At 62.0% G+C, this 24,321-nt stretch carries 11 protein-coding genes; 7 read left to right on the forward strand and 4 right to left on the reverse strand.

Annotated elements, in window-relative coordinates:
• The 3 genes from HX866_RS09880 to HX866_RS09890 all read right to left on the reverse strand — a co-directional run.
• Positions 1–8,028 (reverse strand): non-ribosomal peptide synthetase (locus HX866_RS09880; RefSeq protein ID WP_177139343.1); only part of this gene is annotated, 8,028 nt, incomplete at its 3' end.
• Positions 8,029–8,168: 140 nt separating this feature from the next.
• Complete coding sequence (locus HX866_RS09885) at positions 8,169–9,875, reverse strand: cyclic peptide export ABC transporter (RefSeq protein WP_177096991.1); 1,707 nt, start codon at positions 9,873–9,875, stop codon at positions 8,169–8,171.
• Positions 9,876–9,951: 76 nt separating this feature from the next.
• Positions 9,952–11,013: a TauD/TfdA family dioxygenase gene (locus tag HX866_RS09890; protein WP_177139354.1), complete on the reverse strand. Its 1,062-nt coding sequence runs from the start codon at positions 11,011–11,013 to the stop codon at positions 9,952–9,954.
• A 345-nt stretch (positions 11,014–11,358) separates the two neighbouring features.
• Here HX866_RS09890 and HX866_RS09895 point away from each other — a divergent pair, with 345 nt between their 5' ends.
• From HX866_RS09895 to HX866_RS09930, 7 genes are all read left to right on the forward strand, one after another.
• Positions 11,359–13,641 carry an amino acid adenylation domain-containing protein gene (locus tag HX866_RS09895; RefSeq protein ID WP_256344888.1) on the forward strand — a complete coding sequence of 761 codons (2,283 nt, stop codon included), beginning with the start codon at positions 11,359–11,361 and terminating at the stop codon, positions 13,639–13,641.
• 17 nt (positions 13,642–13,658) lie between these two features.
• Entirely contained in the window at positions 13,659–14,594 is a 936-nt protein-coding gene (gene syrB2, locus HX866_RS09905; protein WP_177096995.1) for a syringomycin E biosynthesis L-threonyl-[L-threonyl-carrier protein] 4-chlorinase SyrB2, read from the forward strand.
• A gap of 56 nt (positions 14,595–14,650) precedes the next feature.
• Entirely contained in the window at positions 14,651–15,862 is a 1,212-nt protein-coding gene (gene syrC, locus HX866_RS09910) for a syringomycin E biosynthesis aminoacyltransferase SyrC (protein ID WP_177096997.1), read from the forward strand.
• A 201-nt stretch (positions 15,863–16,063) separates the two neighbouring features.
• Positions 16,064–18,124, forward strand: a complete 2,061-nt coding sequence (gene tssI, locus HX866_RS09915) for a type VI secretion system tip protein TssI/VgrG (RefSeq protein WP_177096999.1) — start codon at positions 16,064–16,066, stop codon at positions 18,122–18,124.
• The gene (locus HX866_RS09920; RefSeq protein ID WP_177097001.1) at positions 18,121–18,726 is read left to right on the forward strand and encodes a DUF4123 domain-containing protein; all 606 of its coding nucleotides are present in this window, start codon (positions 18,121–18,123) and stop codon (positions 18,724–18,726) included. Before tssI ends, HX866_RS09920 begins: the two co-directional genes overlap by 4 nt.
• Complete coding sequence (locus tag HX866_RS09925) at positions 18,723–22,442, forward strand: hypothetical protein (protein WP_177097003.1); 3,720 nt, start codon at positions 18,723–18,725, stop codon at positions 22,440–22,442. Before HX866_RS09920 ends, HX866_RS09925 begins: the two co-directional genes overlap by 4 nt.
• Positions 22,439–23,494 carry a hypothetical protein gene (locus HX866_RS09930; RefSeq protein ID WP_177097005.1) on the forward strand — a complete coding sequence of 352 codons (1,056 nt, stop codon included), beginning with the start codon at positions 22,439–22,441 and terminating at the stop codon, positions 23,492–23,494. Before HX866_RS09925 ends, HX866_RS09930 begins: the two co-directional genes overlap by 4 nt.
• Before the next feature lie 53 nt (positions 23,495–23,547).
• Here the strand turns inward: HX866_RS09930 and HX866_RS09935 are convergent, their stop codons facing one another.
• Positions 23,548–24,162 carry an aspartyl/asparaginyl beta-hydroxylase domain-containing protein gene (locus HX866_RS09935; RefSeq protein ID WP_177097007.1) on the reverse strand — a complete coding sequence of 205 codons (615 nt, stop codon included), beginning with the start codon at positions 24,160–24,162 and terminating at the stop codon, positions 23,548–23,550.
• Positions 24,163–24,321 lie beyond the last annotated feature (159 nt).

The following is a 24,321-nucleotide window of genomic DNA, read 5'->3' on the forward strand; positions in this document are numbered from 1 at the left end:
CCGGGTATTGAGCTCGGCGTAGCTCAATGCCACACCGTCATGGATTGCCGCGCAGGCTTCGGGACGGGCACGGACCTGGGCCTCGAACAAGCCGTGGACGGTCTGCGTCCGTGGATAGTCGCGGGTACTGGCATTGAACCCCAGCAGCAGTTGCTCGCGCTCGGCCTCCGGCAACACCGGCAGATCACGCACCGCCGAATCCGGCGCGGACTCCAGGGCCTCGACCAAGTGGCTCAAGGCGGTCTGCATATAACCGCAGACCCGCTGGCCATCGACCCCGGCCGCCACCTGTACGCTCAGCAGGAAACCTTCACCCTGGTCGTCCACCGACAAGGTGCAGGGGTAGTTGGTCCGCTCACGAACGCCGAGGACCTGGGTGTCCGCCCAATAATCGCCACCGCTGGCTTCAAGCGCCGGGCTGTGCCGGTAGTTGAGCAGCGCGCTGAACAGTGGCGACGATGCGGCCACTGCACTGCAACGCTGGGCCAGCACCAACGGCGCATGCTCGTGGCCGAGCAGCGCGGTCAGCCGGGCGTGGGTCTGGCGCACGGCCTGGCGGACCCCACAAACACCGACGTCAACCCGCAGCGGCAAGGTATTGATAAACATGCCGAGAGCCCGATCGGCCCCCAGGCCACTTTGCATACGGCCCAGCAGCACGGTGCCGAAGACCACGTCGTCACGGCCGCTGGTGCTGCCCAGAACCCGGGCCCAGGCCAGGTGATGCAGACTGGCCGCACTCACCCCCAGTTGCCGGGCCTGGGTGCGCAGGCGCTGGCACAGCTCTGCCGGGATATCGTGGCGGACCTCCTTGACGCCCTGCCCGTCGCCTTGCACCTGCAGCAGGCCGAACGCTAGGGTCGGCTCGTCGACATCGCCGAGCATCTCGCGGAAGAACGCTTCATGTTGCTCGCGGCTCACCCCCAGGCGGGCCTGGCCCACATAGTTGCGGTACGGCATCGCCGCTGGCAGTTGCCCGGCCGCACCGTGCAGATAGGCAAGCATCTCTTCGCTCATCACATCCAGGGCGGTGTGATCGAGGGCGATATGGTGGAACAGCAGGATCGCGACCCAACGCTGGTTGGCCGAATCCTGGGCAAAGGCCAGGTGCATCAGCGGTGCCTGGCCGAGGTCCAGGCGACAGGTTTCTGGATCGAAGCGACGCTGCAACTGGCCGAGGATATCGCCCTCGGCCGGGTCCAGGACGATCTGTTCCAGCGGCAGTTCGACACGCCGCAGGACCACTTGCTGCGGTTCTTCCAGGCCTTGCCAGACCAGCGCCGTGCGCAGGATGTCATGGCGGTCGATCACCGCCTGCAAGGCTTCGGCGAAACCCCGCAGTTGCGCCAGATCCTGCAGGGCGAAAGTCGCTTGCAGCAAATACGGATCGCCCTGTTCGGCGGCGATATGGTGATAAAGAATGCCTTCCTGCAACGGTGCCAGCGGATAGATATCCTGCACGTTACCGGTACCACCGGGCACGCCGGCGACAATACGGTCGATACTGGCCTGGTCCAGGCGGGTCAGGGTCAGCATATCCGGGGTGATGCGTGCACAACCGGCAGGAATGCCGTTGGCCGGAACCACGATCTCGATCCCGCCGCCCACGGCCGCCGCCAGCGCCGCCAGGGTCGGCTGGCCGAACAGCACGCGCACGTCGGCACTGAGGCCGGCCTGGCGCATGCGCTCGATCAGCTTCACCGCCAGCAGCGAATGGCCGCCCAATTCGAAGAAGTGATCCTGGCGACCGACCCGCTCCACGCCCAGCACGTCGCACCAGAGCGCGGCCAAGGTGGTTTCGGTGTCACCAAGCGGCGCCTGGTAGTCACGGCTGACGAAGGCGTCTGCCGCAGGCTCGGGCAGTGCGCGGCGATCCAGTTTGCCGTTGGGCGAAACCGGGAGTTTTTCCAGGTGCACATAGGCCGCTGGAATCATGTAGTCGGGCAATAGCGCCTGCAAATGCAGGCGCATCTGGTCCGCTTCAGGCGCCAGGTGTCCGGCCTGCAGGCTGAAATACGCCACCAGGCGCTTTTCCCCCGGACGGTCTTCGCGGGCCAGCACCGCGGTGTCCCGCAGGCCCGGGTACTGGCCGAGGCGCGCCTCGATTTCACCCAGTTCGATACGGAAACCACGGATCTTGATCTGGTCGTCGTTACGCCCCAGGTAGTCGATCTGACCGTTGGCCTGCCAGCAACCCAAGTCGCCGGTCTTGTAAAGCTGCGCACCTTCGGTAGCGGCGAATGGATCTCGGATAAAGCGTTCGGCGGTCAACTCATCGCGGTTCAGGTACCCACGGGCGACACAGGCACCGCCGATGTAGAGTTCTCCCGCCACACCCACCGGCACCGGCCGCAATTGTTCGTCGAGCAGGTAGATGCGGGTATTGGCCACCGGCTGGCCGATGCTCGGCAAGGTCGGCCAGCTCTGCGGATCGCCTTTCAGGGTCAGCGCCGTGACCACGTGGGACTCGGTCGGGCCATAGTGGTTGTGCAGCCGTGCATCGTCCAGGCGCTCGAAGAAGCGCCGCATCGGCTCGGTAATGCGCAGTTGCTCACCCGCGGTGATCACGTCCTGCAACGCGCAGTCAGGTTGCCCGGTTTCGGCGACCATGGCTTCGGCCAGGGCTTGCAGGGCAATGCACGGCATATACAGGCGTTCGATGCGCTGCTCACGGATATGCTGGAACAGCCGACGGAAATCCAGGCGGATATCGCCATGGATCAGCGACAGCTCGCCACCGGCACACAAGGTGCTGAAGACTTCCTGGAAGGCCACGTCGAACCCCAGGGCGGCGAACTGCAAGGTCCGTTGTCCTGGCCGCCCGTGCTCGAAGGTCTGGGCGATCTGCCAATGCATCAGGTTGACCAGTGGCCCATGGGGCATGGCCACGCCCTTGGGCTGGCCGGTGGAGCCAGAGGTATAGATCAGGTACGCCAGGTGTTGCGCGTTCAACCCCGCAATCTGCGGATTGTGTCGCGGCGCAGCGTCGATCCCACTCTCGATCCGGGCTTCGGCTTCCAGCAACAGCACCGGCATGCGCGCCTGCGGGAAGCGTTCGCCCAAGCCACGCTGGGTCAGCAGCACCTTGGGCGCGCTGTCCTCGAGCATGTAGGCCAGGCGTTCGGCCGGGTAAGACGGGTCCAGCGGCACATAACCGGCACCGGCCTTGAGAATGCCCACCAGGCCGGCGATCATTTCCAGGCTGCGTTCCACACAGATCGCCACCCGGTCATCGGCACCGATTCCCTCGGCAATCAGCCGATGGGCAATCTGGTTGGCCCACTGGTTCAGCTCGCCGTAGCTCAGGCGCTGGCCTTCATAGGTGACGGCTACCGTGTCAGGTTGGGCCGCCACATGGGCCTCGAACAGCTGGTGCAGCAGCAGATCCGTCGGGTAGACGCAATCGAAGGCGTTGAAGTCTTCCTGCAACTGGCGGCGCTCGCTGGCCGGCAGCCAGTCGAGACTGTGCAAGGGCGCATCGGACTGGCACTCCAGTGCTTCGGTCAGTTGCTCCAGCACCGTATGCATATAGCCGCAGATACGTTGCGCACCGATCCCGGCCGCGGCCTGGACGGTCAGGCCGAAGGACTCGCCGAGGTCGTCCACCGACAACGACAACGGATAGTTGGTCCGTTCCTCGCCACCGAGCACCTCGACTCCGGCCCAGGTCCTGGCCTGGCCGGCATCCTGGGGTGCCTGGGCACCGACGGCGACATGCCGGTAGTTCATCAGGGCACTGAACAACGGCGTCGGCGCCGCCACACCACTGCAACCCTGGGCCAGGGACAATGGCGCATGTTCATGACCGAGCAACGCGGCCAAACGTGCATGGGTGGTGCGTACGGCGGCCTGGATGCCCTGCTCACCCGCAGCCACCCGCAACGGCAGGGTATTGATAAACATGCCCAGTGCGCGCTCTGCGCCCTGGCCACTGTGCAGGCGGCCCATCAGCACGGTGCCGAAGACCACGTCGCGACGTCCGGACAAGCGCGCCACCACCTGACCCCAGGCCAGATGGTGCAGGCTGGCGTTGCTCACTCCGAGGCGCCGGGCCTGGGCGCGCAGGCGTTGAGCCAGATCCGGGTCCACCGGCAACAGCGCTTCCTCGACGCCGCTGCCGTCGCCCTGCACGTCCTGCAGGCCGAAGGGCAAGGTCGGCTCGTCGACATCGCCGAGCATTTCGCGGAAGAACGCCTCGTGCTGCTCGCGGCTCACCCCCAGGCGGGCCTGGGCAACATGGTTGCGGTACGGCACCGAAGCTTCAAGGTCGGCGCCACGGCCCCGGCTGAATGCCTCGATCTCCTGGCCCAGCAGGGCCAGGGAAGTGGCGTCATCGATCAGGTGATGGAACAGCAACACCGCGACCCAACCACCGTTATCGACATCCTCGGCATAGTGCAGGCGCATCATCGGCGCCTGGCGCAGGTCCAGGCGGATCCGCCGTGGATCGAAATGCGCTTGCAACTGGGCCGCCACATCACCCAGGTCCGGATGCGGCAGGAAGGCTTCGACCCGCAGCCGCGCTTCGCGCCAGACCACCTGTACCGGCTCGTCGAGCTCTTCCCAGGACACGGCGGTGCGCAGGATATCGTGACGATTGATCACCGCCTGCAAGGACTCGGCAAACCCCAGCAACTGTTCGAAGGTGTCGACCCGCAGCAAGGCCTGCAACAGATAGGGATCACCCTCATCGCTCGACAGGTGGTGATAGAGGATGCCTTCCTGCAAAGGCACCAGCGCGTAGATATCCTGCACATTGCCGACACCGCCCGGGACAGAGGCGACCACACGGTCGATCTGGGCCTGGGTCAAGCACGCCAGGGGCAACATGTCCGGCGTGATGTGCTGGCAGCCGGCGGGGATCGCATTGACCGGTACGACAATCTCGCCGCCCTTGCTACCGGCAGCCGCCAGCGCCGCCAGGGTCGGCTGGCCGAACAGCACACGGACATCGGCGCTGAGGCCGACCTGGCGCATGCGCTCGATCAGTTTCACCGCCAGCAGCGAGTGCCCGCCCAGTTCGAAGAACTGATCGTGACGACCGATCTGCTCGACACCCAGCAACTCGGCCCAGAGCCCGGCCAGGGCGATTTCCACCGGGCCTTCGGGGGCCTGGTATTCGCGCCGGGCATAGGCCTCGGCCGCCGGCACCGGAAGTGCCTTGCGGTCCAGTTTGCCGTTGGCGGTCAGCGGGAAAGCCTCCAGGCTGACAAAGGCACTCGGCAGCATGTACTCGGCCAGGGACAGACGCAGCTGGTCACGCAATTGCGCAGCGTCCAACTCGACACCCGCAGTGCCGATGACATAAGCCACCAGGCGCTTGTCGCCGGGCTCATCCTCGCGCACCAGCACCACGGCGTCACGCACGCCGTCGCAGGCGGCCAATTGCGCTTCGATCTCGCCCAGTTCGATACGGAAACCGCGAATCTTTACTTGTTCGTCGTTACGACCCAGATATTCCAGACTGCCGTCAGCCAGCCAGCGACCCAAGTCACCCGAGCGATACATCCGTGCACCAGGAGTCGCGTCAAACGGATCGTCGAGGAAGCGCGAAGCGTTCAGCTCATCGCGATTGAGGTAACCCCGGGCCACGCCCGCACCACCGACGTACAACTCCCCCACCGCGCCGGGCGGCAGCGGATGGCCGTAACCGTCGAGCAGGTACAGGCGCAGGTCGGGAATGCGCTTGCCGATCGGGCTGGCACCCACACGCTGGGCGTCTTCGGCCTGCAACGGGTAATAGGTCACGTGCACCGTGGTCTCGGTGATGCCGTACATATTCACCAGTTGTGTGGCGCTGTTCAGTTCCCGGGCGTACCAGGGCTTGAGCAGCGCCGTGTCCAGCGCTTCACCTCCAAAGATCACCTGACGCAATGAATGCGGCTGGCCATTTTCACCCTGGGCCGCGATCAGTTGGCGGAACGCGCTCGGAGTCTGGTTGAGAACCGTCACCCCGGCACTGCACAAGAGTTTGTAGCAGTCTTCCGGCGAGCGACTGACCAGTTGCGGCACGATCAGCAAACGACCGCCATGCAGCAGCGCGCCCCAGATTTCCCAGACCGAGAAGTCAAAGGCGAACGAATGGAACAGCGCCCAGACATCCTGCTCATTGAAGCCGAACCAATCCTCGGTAGCCGAAAACAGCCGCGTTACGTTGCGATGTTCCACCATCACGCCCTTGGGCAGGCCGGTGGAACCGGAGGTGTAGATGACATAAGCCAGATGCGCGGCCGTCAGCCCCGCCACCTGCGGATTTCGGACGGATTCGTCCTGTAGATCAGCGTCGTCAAGATTGATGACCGGCACCTGCACCGCCGGCAAGGCTTCCTGCACCCCGTGTTGGCTGAGCAAAGCCACCGGCTCGCTGTCGCCAAGGGTGTAGGCCAGGCGCTCGCGAGGGTAAGCCGGATCCAGCGGCACATAACCGGCACCGGACTTGAGGATCCCGAGCAAGCCGATAATCATCGCCGGGCCGCGTTCGACACAGATCGCCACCCGATCATCCGGGCGTACACCGAGGGCCAACAGACGATGGGCAACCTGGTTGGCGCGGGCGTTGAGTTCACCGTAGCTCAGGCTTTCATCCTGGTACACCAGCGCCACGGCCTCCGGACGCTCGGCGGCACGGGCTTCGAACTGCTGGTGAATCATGAGGTTTTCGGCGGTGTGTTGCGGCTCGGCATTCCACGCCTGCAACTGCGCGGTTTCGCTGGTACTGAGCAGGGAGAACGCCCGAAGCGGCAACTGGGCATTCGCCAACCCCTGGTCCAGCACGTGCTGCAGGCGCTCGGCCATGGGCTCGATCTCACCCGCCTGGAAATACGCCTCGTTGTAGATGTAGTGCAGCCGGGACTCATCGTCGTAGGCGTTGGTCCGCAGATGGATCGCCAGTGGTGTCTGTTCGTGATTGTTCGAACACTTCACCGCGCGGGCGCTCGCAGGTCCGAAACGCAGCAGAGCGTCGTGCTGCTCGTAGGAGAATGTCAGGTCGAACAGCTGCGTACGCTCGCTACGGCGCAACTCCAGCAGGCGGTTGAGATCGCTGACCGGGAAACGCTGGTTACGGTAATCCTGCTTCAGCGCCCGACCGATGCCCTGGACCAGTTCGGCGAACGGCAGATCGGCGCTGAACTGCAGACGCACGGGGCTGAGTTGGGCAAACACCCCCAGGGTTCGCTTGAAACTGGCGTTGGCGCGATTGAGGATCGGCAAGCCGATCACCAACTCATCACGCTGCTGGGTCCGGGTGAAGTAGACATACAGCACGGCCAGCAGGACGTGGAAACGCGAGGCTTGCAGCGTCCCGCCCAGGTCGTCGATACGCTGCTCCAGTTCCCGGGAGAAACCACGGCTGAAGTGGCTGCTGCGGCTCGGGCCTTCAGCCTGGGCCTGGCGATAGCGCGGGAGTAGCAACTGCTCGGGAATATCGCGGTACTTTTCCAACCAGTAGGCCTGGTCGCGAAGGAAACGCGGCGACTGGCGATAGTCGCGGTCGTTTTCAATAAAATCGCCATAGGACGGCGCCGACAGATCCGGCCTGCGCTGATCGTGCAGGGCGTTGTAAATCTGGCAGAGGGAAACAAAGAGCTCGTCGATGCCCCAACCATCGAGCACGATATGGTGGGCGTGCACGACAAGGTAGAAGCGCTGTGCTTCGAGCTTGAGCAAATGCAGCCTGAACAGCGGGCCGCCATCGAGCTTGAAGGCTCGTTCGAGTTGACGCTGCATCCAGCTCGCGGCCGCCTGGCGCGGGTCAGCCTGCCCTTGCAGGTCCAGTGGTGCCACCCACACCGGCAGGGTCGCGGCGAAGGCCTGCAACGGCACGCCCTGCTCGTCGCGCTGGTCGAGCAGTACCATGCGCAGGGCATCGTGCTTCTCGATCAACAGGTTCACAGCCTGCTGGAACACCTCGGGATCGAGGTGCCCTTCGATCTCCAGGTAGCCACCAATGTTGTACAACGGCGAGTCGCCCTGGGTCATCTGGTCCAGCCAGATGTTGCGTTGGGCAGCGGTCAGGGCAAGTGCCATACATTTCTTCTCGCAAAGGGTCAGCCTCGCCACCAAAAAAAGGCGGCGACAGCTGGAAATTGGGCGGAGTCCAGGGCACGACCGATCTCGCGTCATATCACGCGAGGGTCGTCCCCGGAAATGTCAATCAGCGCTGAAAATCAGGCGCGCTTGCCCTGGACTGCGCAACTCACGTCGGAGACGATGTGCCCGTCCACCAACTTGATGATGCGGTCGGCCAACTGAAAGTATTGGTCGTCGTGGGTGATGATCAGCACCGTCTTGCCGCGACGTTTGAGGTCTGGCAGCAGTTCTTCGTAGAAGAAGCGCTTGAAGGGTGGATCCTGGTCGGCGGCCCATTCGTCCAGCAGGTAGATCGGCCGGTCTTCCATGTAGGCACAGACCAGCGCCAGGCGTTTCTGCTGGCCGTAGGACAGGGCCTTGGTGGTCGAATAACCGAGCCCCTCGATCTTGATCTTGTCTTCCAGGCCCAGGGTTGCCAGGTACTTCTGCGCAAGATCAGTGCTGGCATCCTCTTCTTCGTCAGGACCGATCAGCCGGTTGAACACATGGAAGTCGGAAAACACCGCGGAGAACAGATCACGGTAGTCGTTGCGCGACGCTTCGCTGATCGCCGTGTCGTCGAGCAGCACCTGCCCTCCTTGCGGGATATAGAGTCCGCAGAGAACCTTGGCCAGGGTGCTCTTGCCACAACCGTTGCCACCGACGATATAGATCAGTTCGCCGGCACGCACCGTCAGGTCGATTGGGCCCAGGGAAAAGCCGGACCCGGCGACGGGGTCCTGGTAGTTCATGTGCACATTTTGCAACTTGATAGTGTCCCAGGACTTCTTGTGATCCAGGCTCAATACATTGTCGGTTTCACTGGCGAGCGCTTCCGGCTCCGGGTGCGCATCGTTGATCGAAAAGCCGAATTCCGCCAGGCGAGCACAGGCGACACGTCCCTGGGCCAACATCGGCATGACGCCGATCAGCAGCGCCAACGGCCCCATGATGTACAACACCGCCAACACGCTGGCGGTCATGGTCTTGGCATCGATCGCCCCGGCCATGGGCGCAACAAACAGCAGGCAGCCGATCAATAGCGACAAGGTCAGTTGGCCGACATTGTCAGCGGCGGTGAACCAAAGCCGCTCGATATAGTTGTATCGCGCCACCCGGGTCGAGGACTCCTGGATTGCCGAACGGCTGAACCAGCGACGACGAATGCCATTGAGCTTGAGCTCCTTGAGGCCGAACACCAGGGCGTGGGTGTACTCGTTGAACGCCGTGAATTCGTCGCGAACCTTGTTCGAGAAGCCCAGGCCGCCCATGAAAAAGAACAGGTACAGCACAACCCCCAGCACCATCAGGCCAACGGTCATCGCGAACACGACCCAGGACAAGTAGGCAAGGTAAGCGATACCGAACAGAAACACCGCCGTTTCCACCAGCACCGACGGCATGATCACCAGGGTGCTGTTGAGTTGCGGAATGTCACTGGTGAGCATCGTCAGGACGTCGGGCGCCCCGCGGCGGTCGACCTCCTCCAGGGGCGTGGCGAGGATCTTGCGGCACAGGGCAATCCGCAGGCGAGTCATGATGCGCATGCTGGCGTAGGCCGGAAACAACGCAGCACCGTTACGGAACAGCAACGCCACTGCGCTCAGGCCAACGAACCAGTACAACGACTGCAACTGGAAACCTTCATCGTGGATCGCCTGGTTGATCACATTGATCACCGCGATGGAAGCCACGCCACTGATGATCCCGGTGATCAGGGTCAATAGCGTCAGCCAGGGATGGTTGCTCCACAGCAGACGCATGACCGAGCCAGGTCTGGCCTTCTTCTCTTGCTCGTTTTTCATTGGTTGCTGTCCTTGAATGCATTTACCAGCGCAGTCGCCGGTGGTTGAAGTTCCTGATTTACTCGGGGTCGATCACTCAGACCGGCTGCCAGACGTCGTCACGGGCGGTCATTTCGCCCATGGCCACAACGATCAGGCGCGGCTCTTCATACGGATCACGGGCATGGGCGGCGAGCATGTTGTCGAGCATCACCACATCGCCCTTACGCCAGTCGAAGCGCACCGCACAAGCCTCGTAGGCTTCGCCGATCAGGGCCATGACCGAGTCTTCGATCTGCGAGCCATCGCCGTAGCTGACCAGGCGTGGCAGGCGATCGGCGCCAAACATGTCGAGCAGATCCTCACGCATTTCCTCCCCCAGGCAGAACGGGTGATGCAACTGCACCTGGTTGAAGAAGCAACGCTCGCCGGTGAACGGATGGCTGATGACCGCCGGGCACTGGGTACGAACCTGCAAGGTGTCGCTGTCGAGCCATTCGAAATCGGTACCCTCTTCGCGGCAACGCTGTTCAACGACGTCGCGCTCAGTGGTGCCGAAGAACGATTCCCAGCTCGGCTCGACACCGGCGGTAAAGGTCCGGCTGTACATCAGGCCCTTGCTCTCGAAGCGGGCGACCACTTCGGCCGGCAGGCGCGCGAGCACTTGACGGATATCGGCCAGGGGCGTCGCACCACCGACCCGCGAAGGCTGCTCGCAGAAGAACCATTGCTTGCGCGGCCAGCTTTGCAGGTGCGAGCTCTCGTTGTGATAGAGGATCATCTCGCGCTCTGGATAAGGCGTGGAGCGATAGACGTTGCGCCCGCCTTCCTTCTTCGGCAGGTCGCCATAAGTACCGTGCAACCCGGGCGACAGCGCCTCGGCAAAGGCCTCGAAGGCCGCCACCGAGCCAAGGTCGAAACCACGAAACAGCACCGCGCCGTGACGGCACAACAATGCCTCGATCGCCTCGCGTTGCGCACTCGCCCACTGCACAGGATCCAGGCCGGCAGCAGCTGGCTCGATCACCACGGGCAGACTGATACCGTCTGCCAGCAAGGACAAACGTACCGACGAGTCGCCAGCCTGATCAGGCCAGGCCGGTGCATCCGGCAGTGGGTCAGCGGTAAAAACCGGCGAAGCATTAGCTTGAAGATTCATGAAAAAACTCCTGGACCACAGCCCTTCACATCCACGTTGTGCGGGGCAAGATCAACAGGCTCAGCCGCCGCGCAAGGATAAAAACACCGATGGCGGGGGGCTGTCTGTCACCGCAAACCGGGACAGCGCTCCCACGACCCGCCGATCCGTCGTGATCGCCGCTGTCATGGTTTTGTCCCCATTTCCCGCGACAGACGCCAGCAACCGGTCGGTGCTGAAATGCGGCAACTGCGGATCGTGCCGGCTCTTCGAATGGATCCTCCAGGCCGCAGGGATGTCTCGAGTGCAACGCATGTCGCCACGGTGAAAATACGTTGCACCTGTTATTACACAGGAGCGTTAGTCATGCCGATCAAGAACACTGGCGAATCGGTTAACACCGCGCCAGCCCCTCTCACGTCCGGTGCTTTCCTGCATGAGATATTCAGTGCCAGGGCGCGTGAATTTCCCGAGCGAACGGCGCTGTCCGACGCCACTCGGACATTGAGCTATGCCCAGCTCGATGCGCTGTCGTCGAAACTCGCTGCGCGTTTGCGTCACGAAGGCGTCAAAGATGGCGTGCGTGTCGGCATGTACCTGCCGCGCGGCGTTGACCTGGTAATCAGCCTGCTGGGCATCCTCAAGGCCGGCGGCACCTATGTCCCGGTCGACCCCCAATACCCGGGCAAGCGCGTCGAACATATCGTCCGCGACAGCGGCCTGAGCCTGGTGATCGGCGATGCCACGAACCTGCCGAAAACCCCATCGCTGCGGGTACTGTCCCTCGACCAGTTGCTGTCGGCACCGGAACTGGAACTGAGTGTCGACGGCGACCGTCGCGACCCTGACCACGCCACGGCCTACATCATCTACACCTCCGGTTCCACCGGTGAGCCCAAAGGCGTACTGGTTTCCCACGGTAACGTCAGCCGCCTGCTGGAAAGCACACAACGGACCTATGGTTTCAACGCCCAGGACATCTGGTCGATGTTCCACTCCATAGGTTTCGACTTCTCGGTCTGGGAAATCTGGGGCGCCCTGGCCCACGGTGGCCAAGTCAGCGTGGTGCCGTATGACATCTCGCGCTCCCCTATCGCCCTGCGCCAATGGCTTAGCGACCAGCGCGTGACCGTTCTCAGCCAGACTCCGTCGGCCTTCCGTGGCCTCGACGAGGCCGATCGCGGTGCGACTGCCCCGCTGGCCCTGCGTTATGTGGTCTTCGGTGGCGAAGCGCTGCCGGCCACCGTGCTGCGTCCCTGGGTTGAACGCCATGGTGACCAGAAACCGGCACTGATCAACATGTACGGCATTACCGAAGCCACGGTCCACAGCACCTTCAAGCGTGTGCTGGGCCAGGACCTGGAAAGCAGCTCGATGGTCTCCATCGGCAAGCCGCTGGACGGCTGGCACCTGCATCTGCTCGACGCCAACCAGGTCGCGGTGCCCCAGGGTACGGCAGGCGAGCTGTACATCGAAGGCGCAGGCGTGGCCCAGGGCTACCTGAACCGCACGGAACTCAATGCCCAGCGTTTCATCCAGCTGCCCGGCACCTCGACCCGCGTCTATCGCACCGGCGACCTGCTGATCCTGGACAATGACGGTGAGTACCGCTACGCCGGCCGTTGCGACGAACAACTGAAGATCAGCGGCTTCCGCATCGAGCCGGGCGAGATCGAAGCCTGCCTGCAAACCAGCCCGAGCGTGGCTGCCGCCCATGTCGGCGTACACGACTACGGCGATGGCGACCTGCGCCTGGTGGCCTACGTGGTACCGACCCAGGGCCTCGGCGCCTGGACCGAACAGACCCGTGGCGAAGTTGCGGCCCTGGTGGCCGGCAGCCTGCCGGACTACATGCGCCCCTCGGCCTACCTGGCACTGACCCAACTGCCGGTGACCGCTCACGGCAAGATCGACAAGAAGCAACTGCCCTCACCCAGCACCGGCGCCACTGCACTTCACTCGGTGGACAGCCAGGGTCTGAGCGAACCGGAGCAGTTCGTGCTCAAGGTCTGGAGCGAAGACCTGGGTCTGAAGAACATCGGCGTGCATGACGATTTCTTCGATTTCGGTGGCACCTCCCTGGCGCTGATCCGCTCCCTGAGCAAGCTCAAGGCGCACTACCAGATCAACCTCGACCCGGCGGTCCTGGCAAACGGCGCAACCGCCAAGGTCCTGGCCGACTACATCTCCCGCACGCTGACTCCGGAGCACTTCGTGCTCAAGGTATGGCGTGAAGACCTGGGCCTGAAGAACATCGACCTGAACGATGACTTCTTCGATTTCGGCGGCACCTCCCTGGCGCTGATTCGCTCACTGAGCAAGCTCAAGGCCCACTACCAGATCAAGCTCGACCCGGCGGTCCTGGCAAACGGCGCAAGCGCCAAGGTCCTGGCCGACTATATCTCCCGCACGCTCGTCGCTCCGGAGCACTTCGTGCTCAAGGTGTGGAGTGAAGACCTGGGTCTGAAGAACATCGGTCTGAACGACGACTTCTTCGATTTCGGCGGTACCTCCCTGGCCCTGATCCGCTCCCTGAGCAAACTCAAAAGCCATTACCAGATCAACATCGATCCGGCGGTCCTGGCAGATGGCGCAACCGCCAAAGCCCTGGCCGATTACATCTCCCGCACTCTTGTTCAAGCCCATTGACCGAAAAGGAAAAGCCCGTGAGCAAAAAATTCGCCTTGACCCCGGAAGAACGTGCCTCGTTCGAAAAGAACGGCTTTATCGGTCCGTTCGACGCGTATTCTCAAGAAGAAATGAAGGAAACCTGGAAACGCACCCGCCTGCGCCTGCTCGACCGTAGCGCCGCGGCTTACCAGGACCTGGACGCCATCTCCGCCGGCACCAACATCGCCAACTACGACCGCCACCTGGATGACGATTTCCTCGCCAACCACATCTGCCGTGCACAGATCTGCGACCGCGTCGAAAGCATCCTCGGCCCGGATGTACTGTGCTGGCGCACCGAGTTCTTCCCAAAATACCCGGGCGATGAAGGCACCGACTGGCACCAGGCCGACACCTTTGCCAACGCCTCCGGCAAACCGCAGATCCTCTGGCCGGATGCCGAAGAGTTCGGCGGCACCATCACCGTCTGGACCGCGTTCACCGACGCCAACATCGCCAATGGTTGCCTGCAGTTCATTCCAGGCACCCAGAACAGCATGAACTACGACGAAACCAAGCGCATGAGCTACGACCCCGAAGCCAACAACAGCGAAGTGGTCAAGGACGGCGTACGTCGCGGGTTCTTCGGCTACGACTATCGCCAGTTGCAGATCGACAAGGACTGGAAACCCGACGAAGCCGCCGCCGTACCGATGCAGATGAAGGCCGGTCAGTTCATCATTTTCTGGTCGACCCTGATGCATGCCTCCTATCCCCACAGCGGCGAAACAGAAGAAATGCGCATGGGCTTCGCCTCGCGTTATGTGCCATCGCACGTACAGATCTACCCGGACTCGGACCATATCGAAGAGTACGGCGGTCGTATCAGCCTGGAAAAATACGGCGCGGTGCAGGTGATCGGTGAAGAGACACCGGAATACAACCGCCTCGTGACCCATACCACCCGCGGCAAGAAATTCGAAGCGGTCTGACCCACACAGGCCAGGCGACAGTTGGCCTGGCAATGTGCCTACAGGAGTTACAATCCATGACTATTTCCACCGACGCAGCGATGCGTCTGTGCGAGACCGTGAGGATGCTTAGGCACCTTGCCATCCACCTGCCAGATCCGATGTGCCTGAGCTTTCTCGCCCCGGACAATGGCCTGCTCCCCGAGCAGGCCTCCCCCAGCGTGAGAGCCACGGAACGGGCGGTCAATGCCGCCTTTGCGCGGATCGGCGTACGTACCGTGCAGTACCTGCACGGTGGCGAGACGCAACTGTCGTCGTTCGAATTTTTTATCAGCCGGAAAATCTGCCAGGCGCTCGACTATCGCTACGACCACTTCGACGATGCCGAAGTGGCCAAGGCGTTCGGGCGACTGCTCAAACATTTCGATTTCAGCGGTGCAGTGCCCGAGATTGAGACACTGCACCTGACCACCCGCGACCACGTTTCCCTGTCGGTGCATGCGAGCACCAATCGGGAGCGTCCGCCGATTGTCCTGGCCCTGCCCTGCGGCATGCCCTTCGACCTCTGCCGCGACTGGTTCAACGCCCTCAGCGAGCGCTTCTTCGTGGTCACCTGGGAAACCCGCGGGCTGTTCGGCTCCTGCGCGGCCTTCGACCAGGTCGCGGTAGACACCGAGGCCCAGGTCGCCGACCTGATCAGCGTGATGAATCACTACGAACTGTCGACGGCGCACCTGATGGGCATCTGCGGCGGCGCGGTGATAGCCCTCAGCGCCGCTGCCGCCCACAGCGAGCGGGTCAACTCCCTGAGCCTGTGGCACGGCGACTACAACCTGGGCGACAACAACCTGCGCACCACCCATCAGCAGAACTTCGAATGGCTGATGGAAGCCGCAGCCTATGACCGCCACGAGGCCAGCGACCTGCAGGCGATGTTCCTCGACCAGGCGACGCTGGCCACCACACCGGAGCCGATTGCCCATGTGGTGCTCTACCCCTACGTCAACCCGGAGCTGTTCTATCGTTATGCGCGATTGAACGATGCGTTGAACAAGACCGAGCTGGCGTCATGCCTGGCGAGCATCAACGTGCCGACCCTGGTGGTAGCCGGCGATGCCGATGAAACCACGCATATTGGCGGCTCGCGCTATATCGCCGCGTCGATCGACGATGCCACCCTGCATGTGGAGCACAACGGCAGCCACCTGGCGTTCTTTGCCTCCACCCAGTACTCGAAACAGACCGCCTTCCGCTTCCTCGAAGAAACCCTCCAGCCGGTTGTCGCCTGACGACCTCCGACACACGCCGTAGAGACCGTCCTGACCCACATCGTGCAGCAGCGATGTTTGGGTCAAACGGCTATCTGACTCGAGCTCGTAATACTTTCAGCTCCGCACATGTAGGGCTTTTCTGTTTTTATCAGACCCTATTCATCTCGACCAAACCCGCAAGCAGAATCATCCGCCCCCTTTTGGTAAAAGGAACAGCGGATGTTCAGCGCGGCGAATCAACAGCGCTTCAAACTGACCCTCAATGGGTTCGAGCATGACCTGCGCGTGCTCGGATTCAAGGGCAGCGAAAGCCTCAACCAGCCCTACCGCATCGATATCGAGCTGGTCAGCGAAAGTGCCGACCTCGATCTGGAAAGCCTGCTCCACCAACCCGTTTTTCTATCGTTGGGTGCCGAGAACATGGGCCTGCATGGCCATGTCCATAGCGCCGGACAAGGCGAGTCCACGCGGCACCTGACCCGCTATCAACTGACACTGGTCCCACGCCTGGCGTACCTGGAACACACTACCCAACAGCGGATCTTCCAGCACCAGACCGTACCGGACATCATCGCCCAGGTCCTCAAGGAGCACGGCATCCTTGCCGATGCGTTCCATTTCCAGCCGGGCCCGAAACCCCATGCCGAACGCGAGTACTGCACCCAGTACAGCGAAACCGACCTGAACTTCATCCAGCGGTTGTGCGAAGAGGAAGGGCTGAGCTTTCACTTCCGACACAGCCCAGACCAGCATCTGCTGGTGTTCGGTATTCATTCGTCGATTTTTCCCCGGTTGGAGTCGACGCCCTACAAACGGGCTTCCGGCCTGGTCGCCCAAGGCCCGGTGATCAAGGCGTTCGGCATTCGTGTGCAAACCCGCCCCACGCGCACGACCCTGCGGCACTACGACTTCGAACAACCCCATGTGCAATTGCAGGCTGATTGTCGTCCCGGTTCGCTCCCGGGAGCGGATCTGGAGCATTACGTCTATCCGGGCGAATTTCGTGACGAGCGGCAGGGAAAGAAGCTCGCCGAACGTGATCTGCAACGTCACCGCAGCGACTATCGCCTGGCCCGGGGCGAGAGCGATCAACCCAGCCTGCGCAGTGGACACTGCCTGTTGCTAAGTGAGCATCCGCGCCAGGATTGGAACAGCCATTGGCTGCTTACCGAAGTCAACCACGAAGGCTACCAGCCCCAGGTACTGGAGGAATACGCCGGCCCAGAGGTCCCTTGGCAGGGCTATCGCAACACCTTCAGCGCCATTCCCGATGAGGTGGAGTATCAACCGCCGCACCGGCATCAAAAGCCCTTTATTCGCGGCAGCCAATCGGCCTGGGTCACGGGGCCCGCCGGGCAGGAAATCCATTGCGACGCCCATGGCCGGGTCAAGGTGCAATTCCCCTGGGACCGTGAGGACCGGAACGACGAGCACAGCAGTTGCTGGCTGCGTGTTGCCTCCAGTTGGGCGGGTGCCCGCTACGGCAGCGTGGTGGTTCCCCGGGTCGGCATGGAAGTGGTGGTGGCGTTTTTCGAGGGGGATCCTGATCGGCCCTATGTGTCCGCGTGCCTGCACCACAAAAACAACGAAGTACCCTATCCGTTGCCCGAGAGCCAGACCCAGAGCGTGTTCAAGACCCGCAGCACGCCGGGCGGAGAAGGCTACAACGAGCTGCGCATCGAAGACCGCAGCGGCGCCGAGCAGATCGCCCTGCGGGCCCAGCGCGATTTCACCGTGCATGCCTTGAACGATCAACGGCTCCAGGTGGATCGACAACGCAGCGTTCAAGTCGGCGGCGACTCACGCCATGAACTGCAAGGCGAAGAACAGCACATCACCCATGGCAGCCGTTTGACTGAACTCAGGCAGGACGACCACCTGACCGTCAACGGCGAGCGACACATACAAACCGCCAGTCACCTGTTGCGCGCCACGCGGGATATCCACCTGAGTGCCGGGGATAACGTGGTGATCGACGCGGGTAGCAGCCTGACCATCAGGGCCGGCGGTCAGTGGCTGACCCTCAACCCGGCGGGCATTTTCAGCAGTACGGAGGTCACGCTCGAAGGCCATCCGGTTGCCGTCATGCAGGCCGCGCCCTTGTCGCCGGGCAGCCAACCCCTGGTACCGGAAGAGCCCGACCCGATACTGGCACAACAACTTGGCGACCCCGCTCGTGCCATTGTCGAGCTGTGCCAGAAACCCCAAGGGGGCACACCCCAAAGCTGCCCGCGCAACGATTGTCCTTGCCGGGCGGCACAAGAGGAACGCAGCCAATGAACACCTGGTTGCTTCTGGAGCATCACGAGGACCTGAACCGGCAGCTTTACCAAAAAGTCACGCAGCCCACTCCCCTGCGCCTGTTCGATTCGACCGAAGTCGCCCTTTATCGAGAACAAAGCCCTCTGCTGATCGAAGCCGCAAGGTCTTCTACTTTGTTCCGGGCCGTACAAAACACTCCCGAACGCTGGCCTGGACTCGTTATCGACAGCGCCATGCCCAGGGAGCGCCTGCTTGATCACCTGCGCCAGCGCCTGTTTATCCACTTCGGCCCGGACAACCGCAAAGGCCTGTTGCGTTATTGGTCGCCAACCACCGCCAGTTATTTTTTCCCGGCCTGTACCTCAGAAGAGCTGAGACTTTGGCTTGGACCGATCAGCCACCTGAGCTGGTACGGAGCCACCTGGCCCGAGATCGCCAAGGCGCATCGGTATTGGCATGACCTGCCCAACCCGCAGGCCGCAACCTGGCAACCCAAGGCGAACAGCCCCGCCCTGCCCCTTTCCGCCGAACGTGAACATGCCCTTACGCGCCAACGCCTGGAGCACCCGGCCTTCAGCAACGGCAACCGCGTTCCACCGCCAAAACAGGATCAGCCATGACTCAGTACTCCATCGGCCTGACCGACGGCCCTGCCTGCGAAGCCGACGCCTTTATCGTCCAGATCATCGGCAAGGACCACCCTCGTAGCCAGCGCCTGGTTATCTGCAACGCCAAGGATGGCCAGCCGGACCGGGCCCTGACAGAAGACAACCGGGTCCAGCCCCTCGACAAATCCTGGTGCAGCAGCGTGCTGCATGCCTGGGACTGGCAACCGGATCGCCGCCTGATGTTGGAGATCGACAGCCACGACGGCCCACCACTCCGCCTGCCGCTGCTTGATGATCTATCGATCACGCCCCGTCAGATGGAGGCGCAATGGAACCAGATCGTCCCGGTGCTGCCTTTCGTGCCCTTGCCGGGGGTCAATAGCCAGCACGACCACGGCACGCCGGTGTTATGTCGGGCCGGATTCATTTATGTGTTTTATCGCCAGCGCCTGTGGCGTGAATTGCAGGTGGACGTCGACGAGCAAGGCCCCTGCTTTCGCGATATCGATGTGGCCCGTTACCGCCAGGGCGAGGGTTTTCGGACAGGCCACAGAATCGCCAGCGGGCAAGCGCTGGAGGACATCTGGCTGCCGGCGAGCTGGAACAACCAACGGGTGACCGACCTGCAACTGTGTTTCAGCGAAATCCAGCTCAGTGCGCCACGCCTGCGGCGTCTCGAGCAGGATGCGGCCTTGCGTCAGCAACGCTGCCAGAGCCCGGCGTTGTACTGCACCCATGATGAATTCCGGCATCTGTTCAATAATCGCCCCGATGGTCAGGCCATGCTGGAAGCCTTCAGCGCCTTCGATGCCTTTGACGCAACGAACCAGAGCGCGGCAGGCGCGGCCCACACCAGCTGGCTCAACCTGCGCCAACAGGCATTTCCGGTGCGGGTCGCCCCATGGCAACGGGCCCGTCAGCCCGGTTACGAGTGGCAATTCGACCAGCCCGCCCGCTACCTCTGCGACCCGCAGGCCCGCTACCCGGCCCGTTGCCTGGAGCAGGCACGGAACGAGGTCGAGGGTGGTACACCGAGTGAATCAGCCGGAACGGTGGAAAGCGGCGCCTGGGCTCATTGTCTGGAGCGACTTGTCGAGCCCGAAGACTCGGCGCTCGACCCGCTCTGGCAGGCACAAGCGCCGGGCGTCGATGTATTGCAGCGGGCCCGCGCCCGGCAACTCTGCGGGGTGTTGCTGGAAGATCCGTATTACCGTCTGCGACACTTGCAAACCCGTCTGCTGGATCAGCAACGCCTGCTGCATCTGTGCGGCGCGCAGGCCAGCCAACAAGCCCATCACCCCAGCGCGCTGCTGATCCAGCAGTTGATCGTGCCCGGCGAGATCGGCGGGAAGAAAAACCCGTTGCAACACAGCCTCGACGCCTTGGGTGAGCGTGGTAAAGGCGAGATCAACCGCCTGACCGCCGCACGCGAACGTGCCAGGATCTGGCGCCGGCTCGACCTTGGTCAGACGCTGCTCAGCGACAGCCTGCAACAGTCGTCGGTACAGCAGGCCGTGGCCGACCATCTGAGCCTGGAGCACTTCGAGTACGCAGCAGCGCTGCATTTTGTCAGTCGGCTGTTCGCGGTGCTGGCCACGCATCCGGCGCAGTTGGACACCCTGGCGGTCAATGGCGACATCACCGATGCCGTCACCGGGGTCAGTCTGGTGAGCAGCGGCGCCAGTGCCGGGCAGCGCTTTATCAGCGCGCTGGCCACAGACAAACATCACCCGTTGCATCCGATGCTCTGGCCGGACCTGGATCAGCAGGACCTGAGCCGGCCTTACCCAACACCTCTTGTCGCCACCCCGAACCTTGGCGACGGCCACTGGCGCGCCACTGAGCTGGCAAAAATGGAGCAGCTCGAGGCGCCCAACGCCGAAAAGCAGACGCAACTCGATGCCATCCTGCTGGCGGGCCTGCTGGGCAATGGCGGCCTCAACAGCACTTTAACGCTGCAGCTAAAGGCAGCAGCGGCCACTCTCATAAACCTCTACGAAAACCTGCAGGGCGCGGTAGACACAGCCTACAAAGCCACGCAGGAAGCCCGATTGGTTTTGTCAGATACGCCGCAGCCCTTTCCCGATCCCCTGCTGCTAAGCCTCAACCGCCAGGGGGTGGCGCAACTGCGAAGCCTGATGCCCGAGACCTTTGGCGAGCTGTTTATCATCGAGCGACGCGACTTCAAGGTCGAAAGCCATTATCTGTTCGGTCTCCGGGACCTGTCCCGTGAACCTGAGCGGCCCTTGCGCCACTACGGCGAGTTTCTGGGCGAGCATGGCCGGCCGATCAAACCCAGCCCACTCAAACAAGGCCAAGTGCGCAACGGCGCGCAGTTGGTGGTCATGCCCTTCCATCACCCTACCGCACGGCGGATCAGCGAGCTGAACCGGCATATCGACGCGGTTCACCGACAGGACCAGCAACAACACGCCGCGCAACAGCAACAGGCCAGGGCCCAGGGCGCCTTGCAGGAAACGCTGAACCGCTTCGAAGCCCAGAAGAACAGCACCGTGTATCGGGCACTGGATTCGGTGCCGTTTACCGCGGCGGTGTTGATGTTGGAGTTGTGGAATGTGAGGAATGAGTTTGACGCGTGGGATCAGACGGAGCGAGAGAAAGGAAAGCTAAGAACAAGATTAGGACTAGGTGCTGCATGGTTTGATTTGGCTATTGCCATGGAGGCGTTAACCGTCAAATTGACGGGTAACCAATCGGTGCTGGCTTCAGCACGACGCACTCTGTTTACCCTTCCAGAAGCACCAATTTCATGGCTGTTGGGGGAGACCCTTGCCAAAAGTGTCAACCGTAATATCAGCGCCCGTTTACTAACTCAAACTGCCGCGGGTCTGCTCTTCGTTGGCCTCAACCTATACGATGCTTGGCACACCTATCAATGGGGCGATAGTGCCTACTGGGGTTATCTGACGATGGCCTCCGGTGGACTTGCCGGCGTTATCGGCGGCCTGACACTGGGTGGCCCGACCTTCCTGGGCTTGGGACCGGCTGGCTGGACCGCGTTGATCCTGATCCTCGCGGGGGCCAGCGGTACCTATTTGCTGAGCAACACGCCCCTGGAAGACTGGCTGAAATGCGGTCCCTTCGGAGCGAATATCAGTAGCCTCGGCACTCATCTGCAAGAACCAAAGCAGGCCTTCTACTATCTGGTCAGCCTGTTCGCCGATTTGCGTATCGCCGTCGAACGCAACCCTTTTTACGAATCCAACCCCACAATTAGCCTCTTGGACGATGACAGGCTGGCCTATGACGTTCGCAAGGCCGATATACGGGTACGCATCGAAAGCAATCTACCCGGGCTGTTGGCGAGTTTCGGCCACCTTAGTCTGACGGTGGATTATCGCCTCCAGAAAACCCAGCAATACAACGACGGCGAACACATCCATCAGCAAAGTTCGCACTCACCAGCCCCCAGACGCCTCCTGGCCCATCGCCTGCTGCCGGACTCCCTTGAACTTTACCTCGACAGCCCTTACAGCCAAGCGGCCGATCCGATCAGGCCGGGACCAACGACCTATTACAGCTGGCTGGTACGGGCCCAGGTAATCCTCAACGACGGCGACGATATCTGGGTCTTTCCGGCGCCATCGCCCAGGGATCCCACTCCCTTCGGTCCCCAGCATTCCAAGCCGGACTTCGACAAGCTCGGACAGCCCTTCTGGGCCGATCAGACCACCCACAAAGCGCGACAGGAACCGCAAGTCTCATGAATGACTATTACGCCGCCACGGCCTATCGCTCTGATCGTCTACCCAACCAACCGGCCTCCAAGGAACGGCCCTGGCTCAAGCGCTTCTCCTGCACTCGCCTGCCTTGGGGGAGAACCGAAGATCTGGCTCCCGCAGACTTTCTTGAAGAGGCTTCACCCGAAAAGCTACGTCGTGTTGAAACCGGCAAAAAAGAACGGGAGGAACAACTCATGGCGGGGACCTATGTACCGGCCCCCTATGAACATATCGACTTTCATGATCGGCACAACCATGAACGCTTCAGGTTTGCCGTATGGTCCAAGCGCTCACACTTTTGGCTTTATATGCTCGGAGGCGGGCGCGTCTTGTTTTATGTGGCCATAGCAATATCGCTACTTACCTATTTTTCATCCTTGAGTCTTACAAGCCACTCATGGCAAGAAGAAACATATAGTTCCATTCCAATTTATGCGGTATGGATTGGAACCCCCCTACTCTGCTGGGCCCTAGGCGCCCTGGTCGTCTACAAATTCCCCCGCCTCTGGGTCAAACCCTCCCGAGGCCCACTCTGGGAACTCAACCGTCGCACCGGCCTGGTCACCCTGTTCGACTATGACAATAACGGCGCCTACAAAAAAAACGGCGCCATTGGTGAAATCACCGCACCGTTCTACGAATTCGACGCCTATCTGGTCAGCTTCCCCGACCGCCAGGGCCTGATGATGCACAAGCTGGTCCTGGGCCATCGCTACCGCGACATCCTGATCGACTTCGGCGCCCTGGTCTCAATAGGCCCCGCATACCAGTTGCCCTGTGCGCTGTGGGACTTTGTCCAGAACTACATGGACACCCGCAACCCGCTGCCCGATCTGCCGCGCTACGAGGAATACCGCCACCTCGACCCCGCCACCGCCGACTACGACCGCCTCTACGCCCGCCCGCCAAGACTATGGATCGACATGGGCGACGAGCTGTTCAAGGCCTGCGTCCAGGACATGCTGATCCGCATCGACAACATCACCACCCTGCAACGCCCCAACCAAATGGCCCGTCATGTGGAATATGTCGATTGAAGCTTGCACCGAGGAGCAGTTCGATCACCCGAACCACCCCGCTCCTGCCGACCTCAGATATCCATATGCTTTTCGCGATGGAACTCGAGGTACATCACCGTACGATTCTCCGTTTCCGAGCCATTGAGCGCGAAGTGGTCGAGCGAGCCGTCGAAGATCACCAGATTGCCATTGGTACTCTGGTTGAAGCTGCCGTTGACGTTGAGGTAGGCATAGCTCTGGTTGATCGGGGCATCGATGGTCAGTTGCATGTGCAACAGCCCTTCCTCCCAGGTGCCGCCGTGGGAATGGGTACCGATGAACACATTAGGTTCCATGCGCAGCAGGGCACAAAGCTTGACCCCGGGAAGCTGGCTCAACAGCTCGATGGTCTTCGGCATGGCGGTCTGGGCATAGGGAATCGGATTGTCGTAGGCCATCAGGGCATACTGTGTCCAGGTGGGCATGGGAATGTCGCCATGGCCCCAACCCCAGAGCCAGCCATATTCGCCGCCAGCCTGCATATGTTCGGTCATTTCTTCGACGAGCTCGGTGATCGACTTGCCCACGCGGTTGATGGACAGGACCGGCGCATCAAGAGCGAGAAACTCTTCACGGATCACTTCCCAGTTATTGGCAAGATGCTGAAGCTTGGGGAAGCGCTTGAGGTCATAAAACGACGGACGCATAGGTCCTCCTTTATCGATTGTGGTCGGTTCGGATGGCGCTGCAGGCACGGTCCTGGTGGATCCGGAAAACTGCGCAAAAGCCTACAAAGGTTGACCCAGCGGCCAGGGCCTGTCTGTCACGGGAATCCGGTACAACAGGCCGGCCACTGGCTGCTCAAG

The sequence above is a fragment of the Pseudomonas gingeri genome (assembly GCF_013386165.1).
GTDB classification, from domain to species: domain Bacteria; phylum Pseudomonadota; class Gammaproteobacteria; order Pseudomonadales; family Pseudomonadaceae; genus Aquipseudomonas; species Aquipseudomonas gingeri_C.

Coding starts and splice junctions, on each gene's coding strand:
- syrC (WP_177096997.1), top strand. CDS start 14,651: ATGACTATTTCCACCGACGCAGCGATGCGTCTGTGCGAGACCGTGAGG.
- HX866_RS09885 (WP_177096991.1), bottom strand. CDS start 9,875: ATGAAAAACGAGCAAGAGAAGAAGGCCAGACCTGGCTCGGTCATGCGT.
- HX866_RS09935 (WP_177097007.1), bottom strand. CDS start 24,162: ATGCGTCCGTCGTTTTATGACCTCAAGCGCTTCCCCAAGCTTCAGCAT.
- HX866_RS09930 (WP_177097005.1), top strand. CDS start 22,439: ATGAATGACTATTACGCCGCCACGGCCTATCGCTCTGATCGTCTACCC.
- HX866_RS09925 (WP_177097003.1), top strand. CDS start 18,723: ATGACTCAGTACTCCATCGGCCTGACCGACGGCCCTGCCTGCGAAGCC.
- tssI (WP_177096999.1), top strand. CDS start 16,064: ATGTTCAGCGCGGCGAATCAACAGCGCTTCAAACTGACCCTCAATGGG.
- HX866_RS09890 (WP_177139354.1), bottom strand. CDS start 11,013: ATGAATCTTCAAGCTAATGCTTCGCCGGTTTTTACCGCTGACCCACTG.
- HX866_RS09920 (WP_177097001.1), top strand. CDS start 18,121: ATGAACACCTGGTTGCTTCTGGAGCATCACGAGGACCTGAACCGGCAG.
- HX866_RS09895 (WP_256344888.1), top strand. CDS start 11,359: ATGCCGATCAAGAACACTGGCGAATCGGTTAACACCGCGCCAGCCCCT.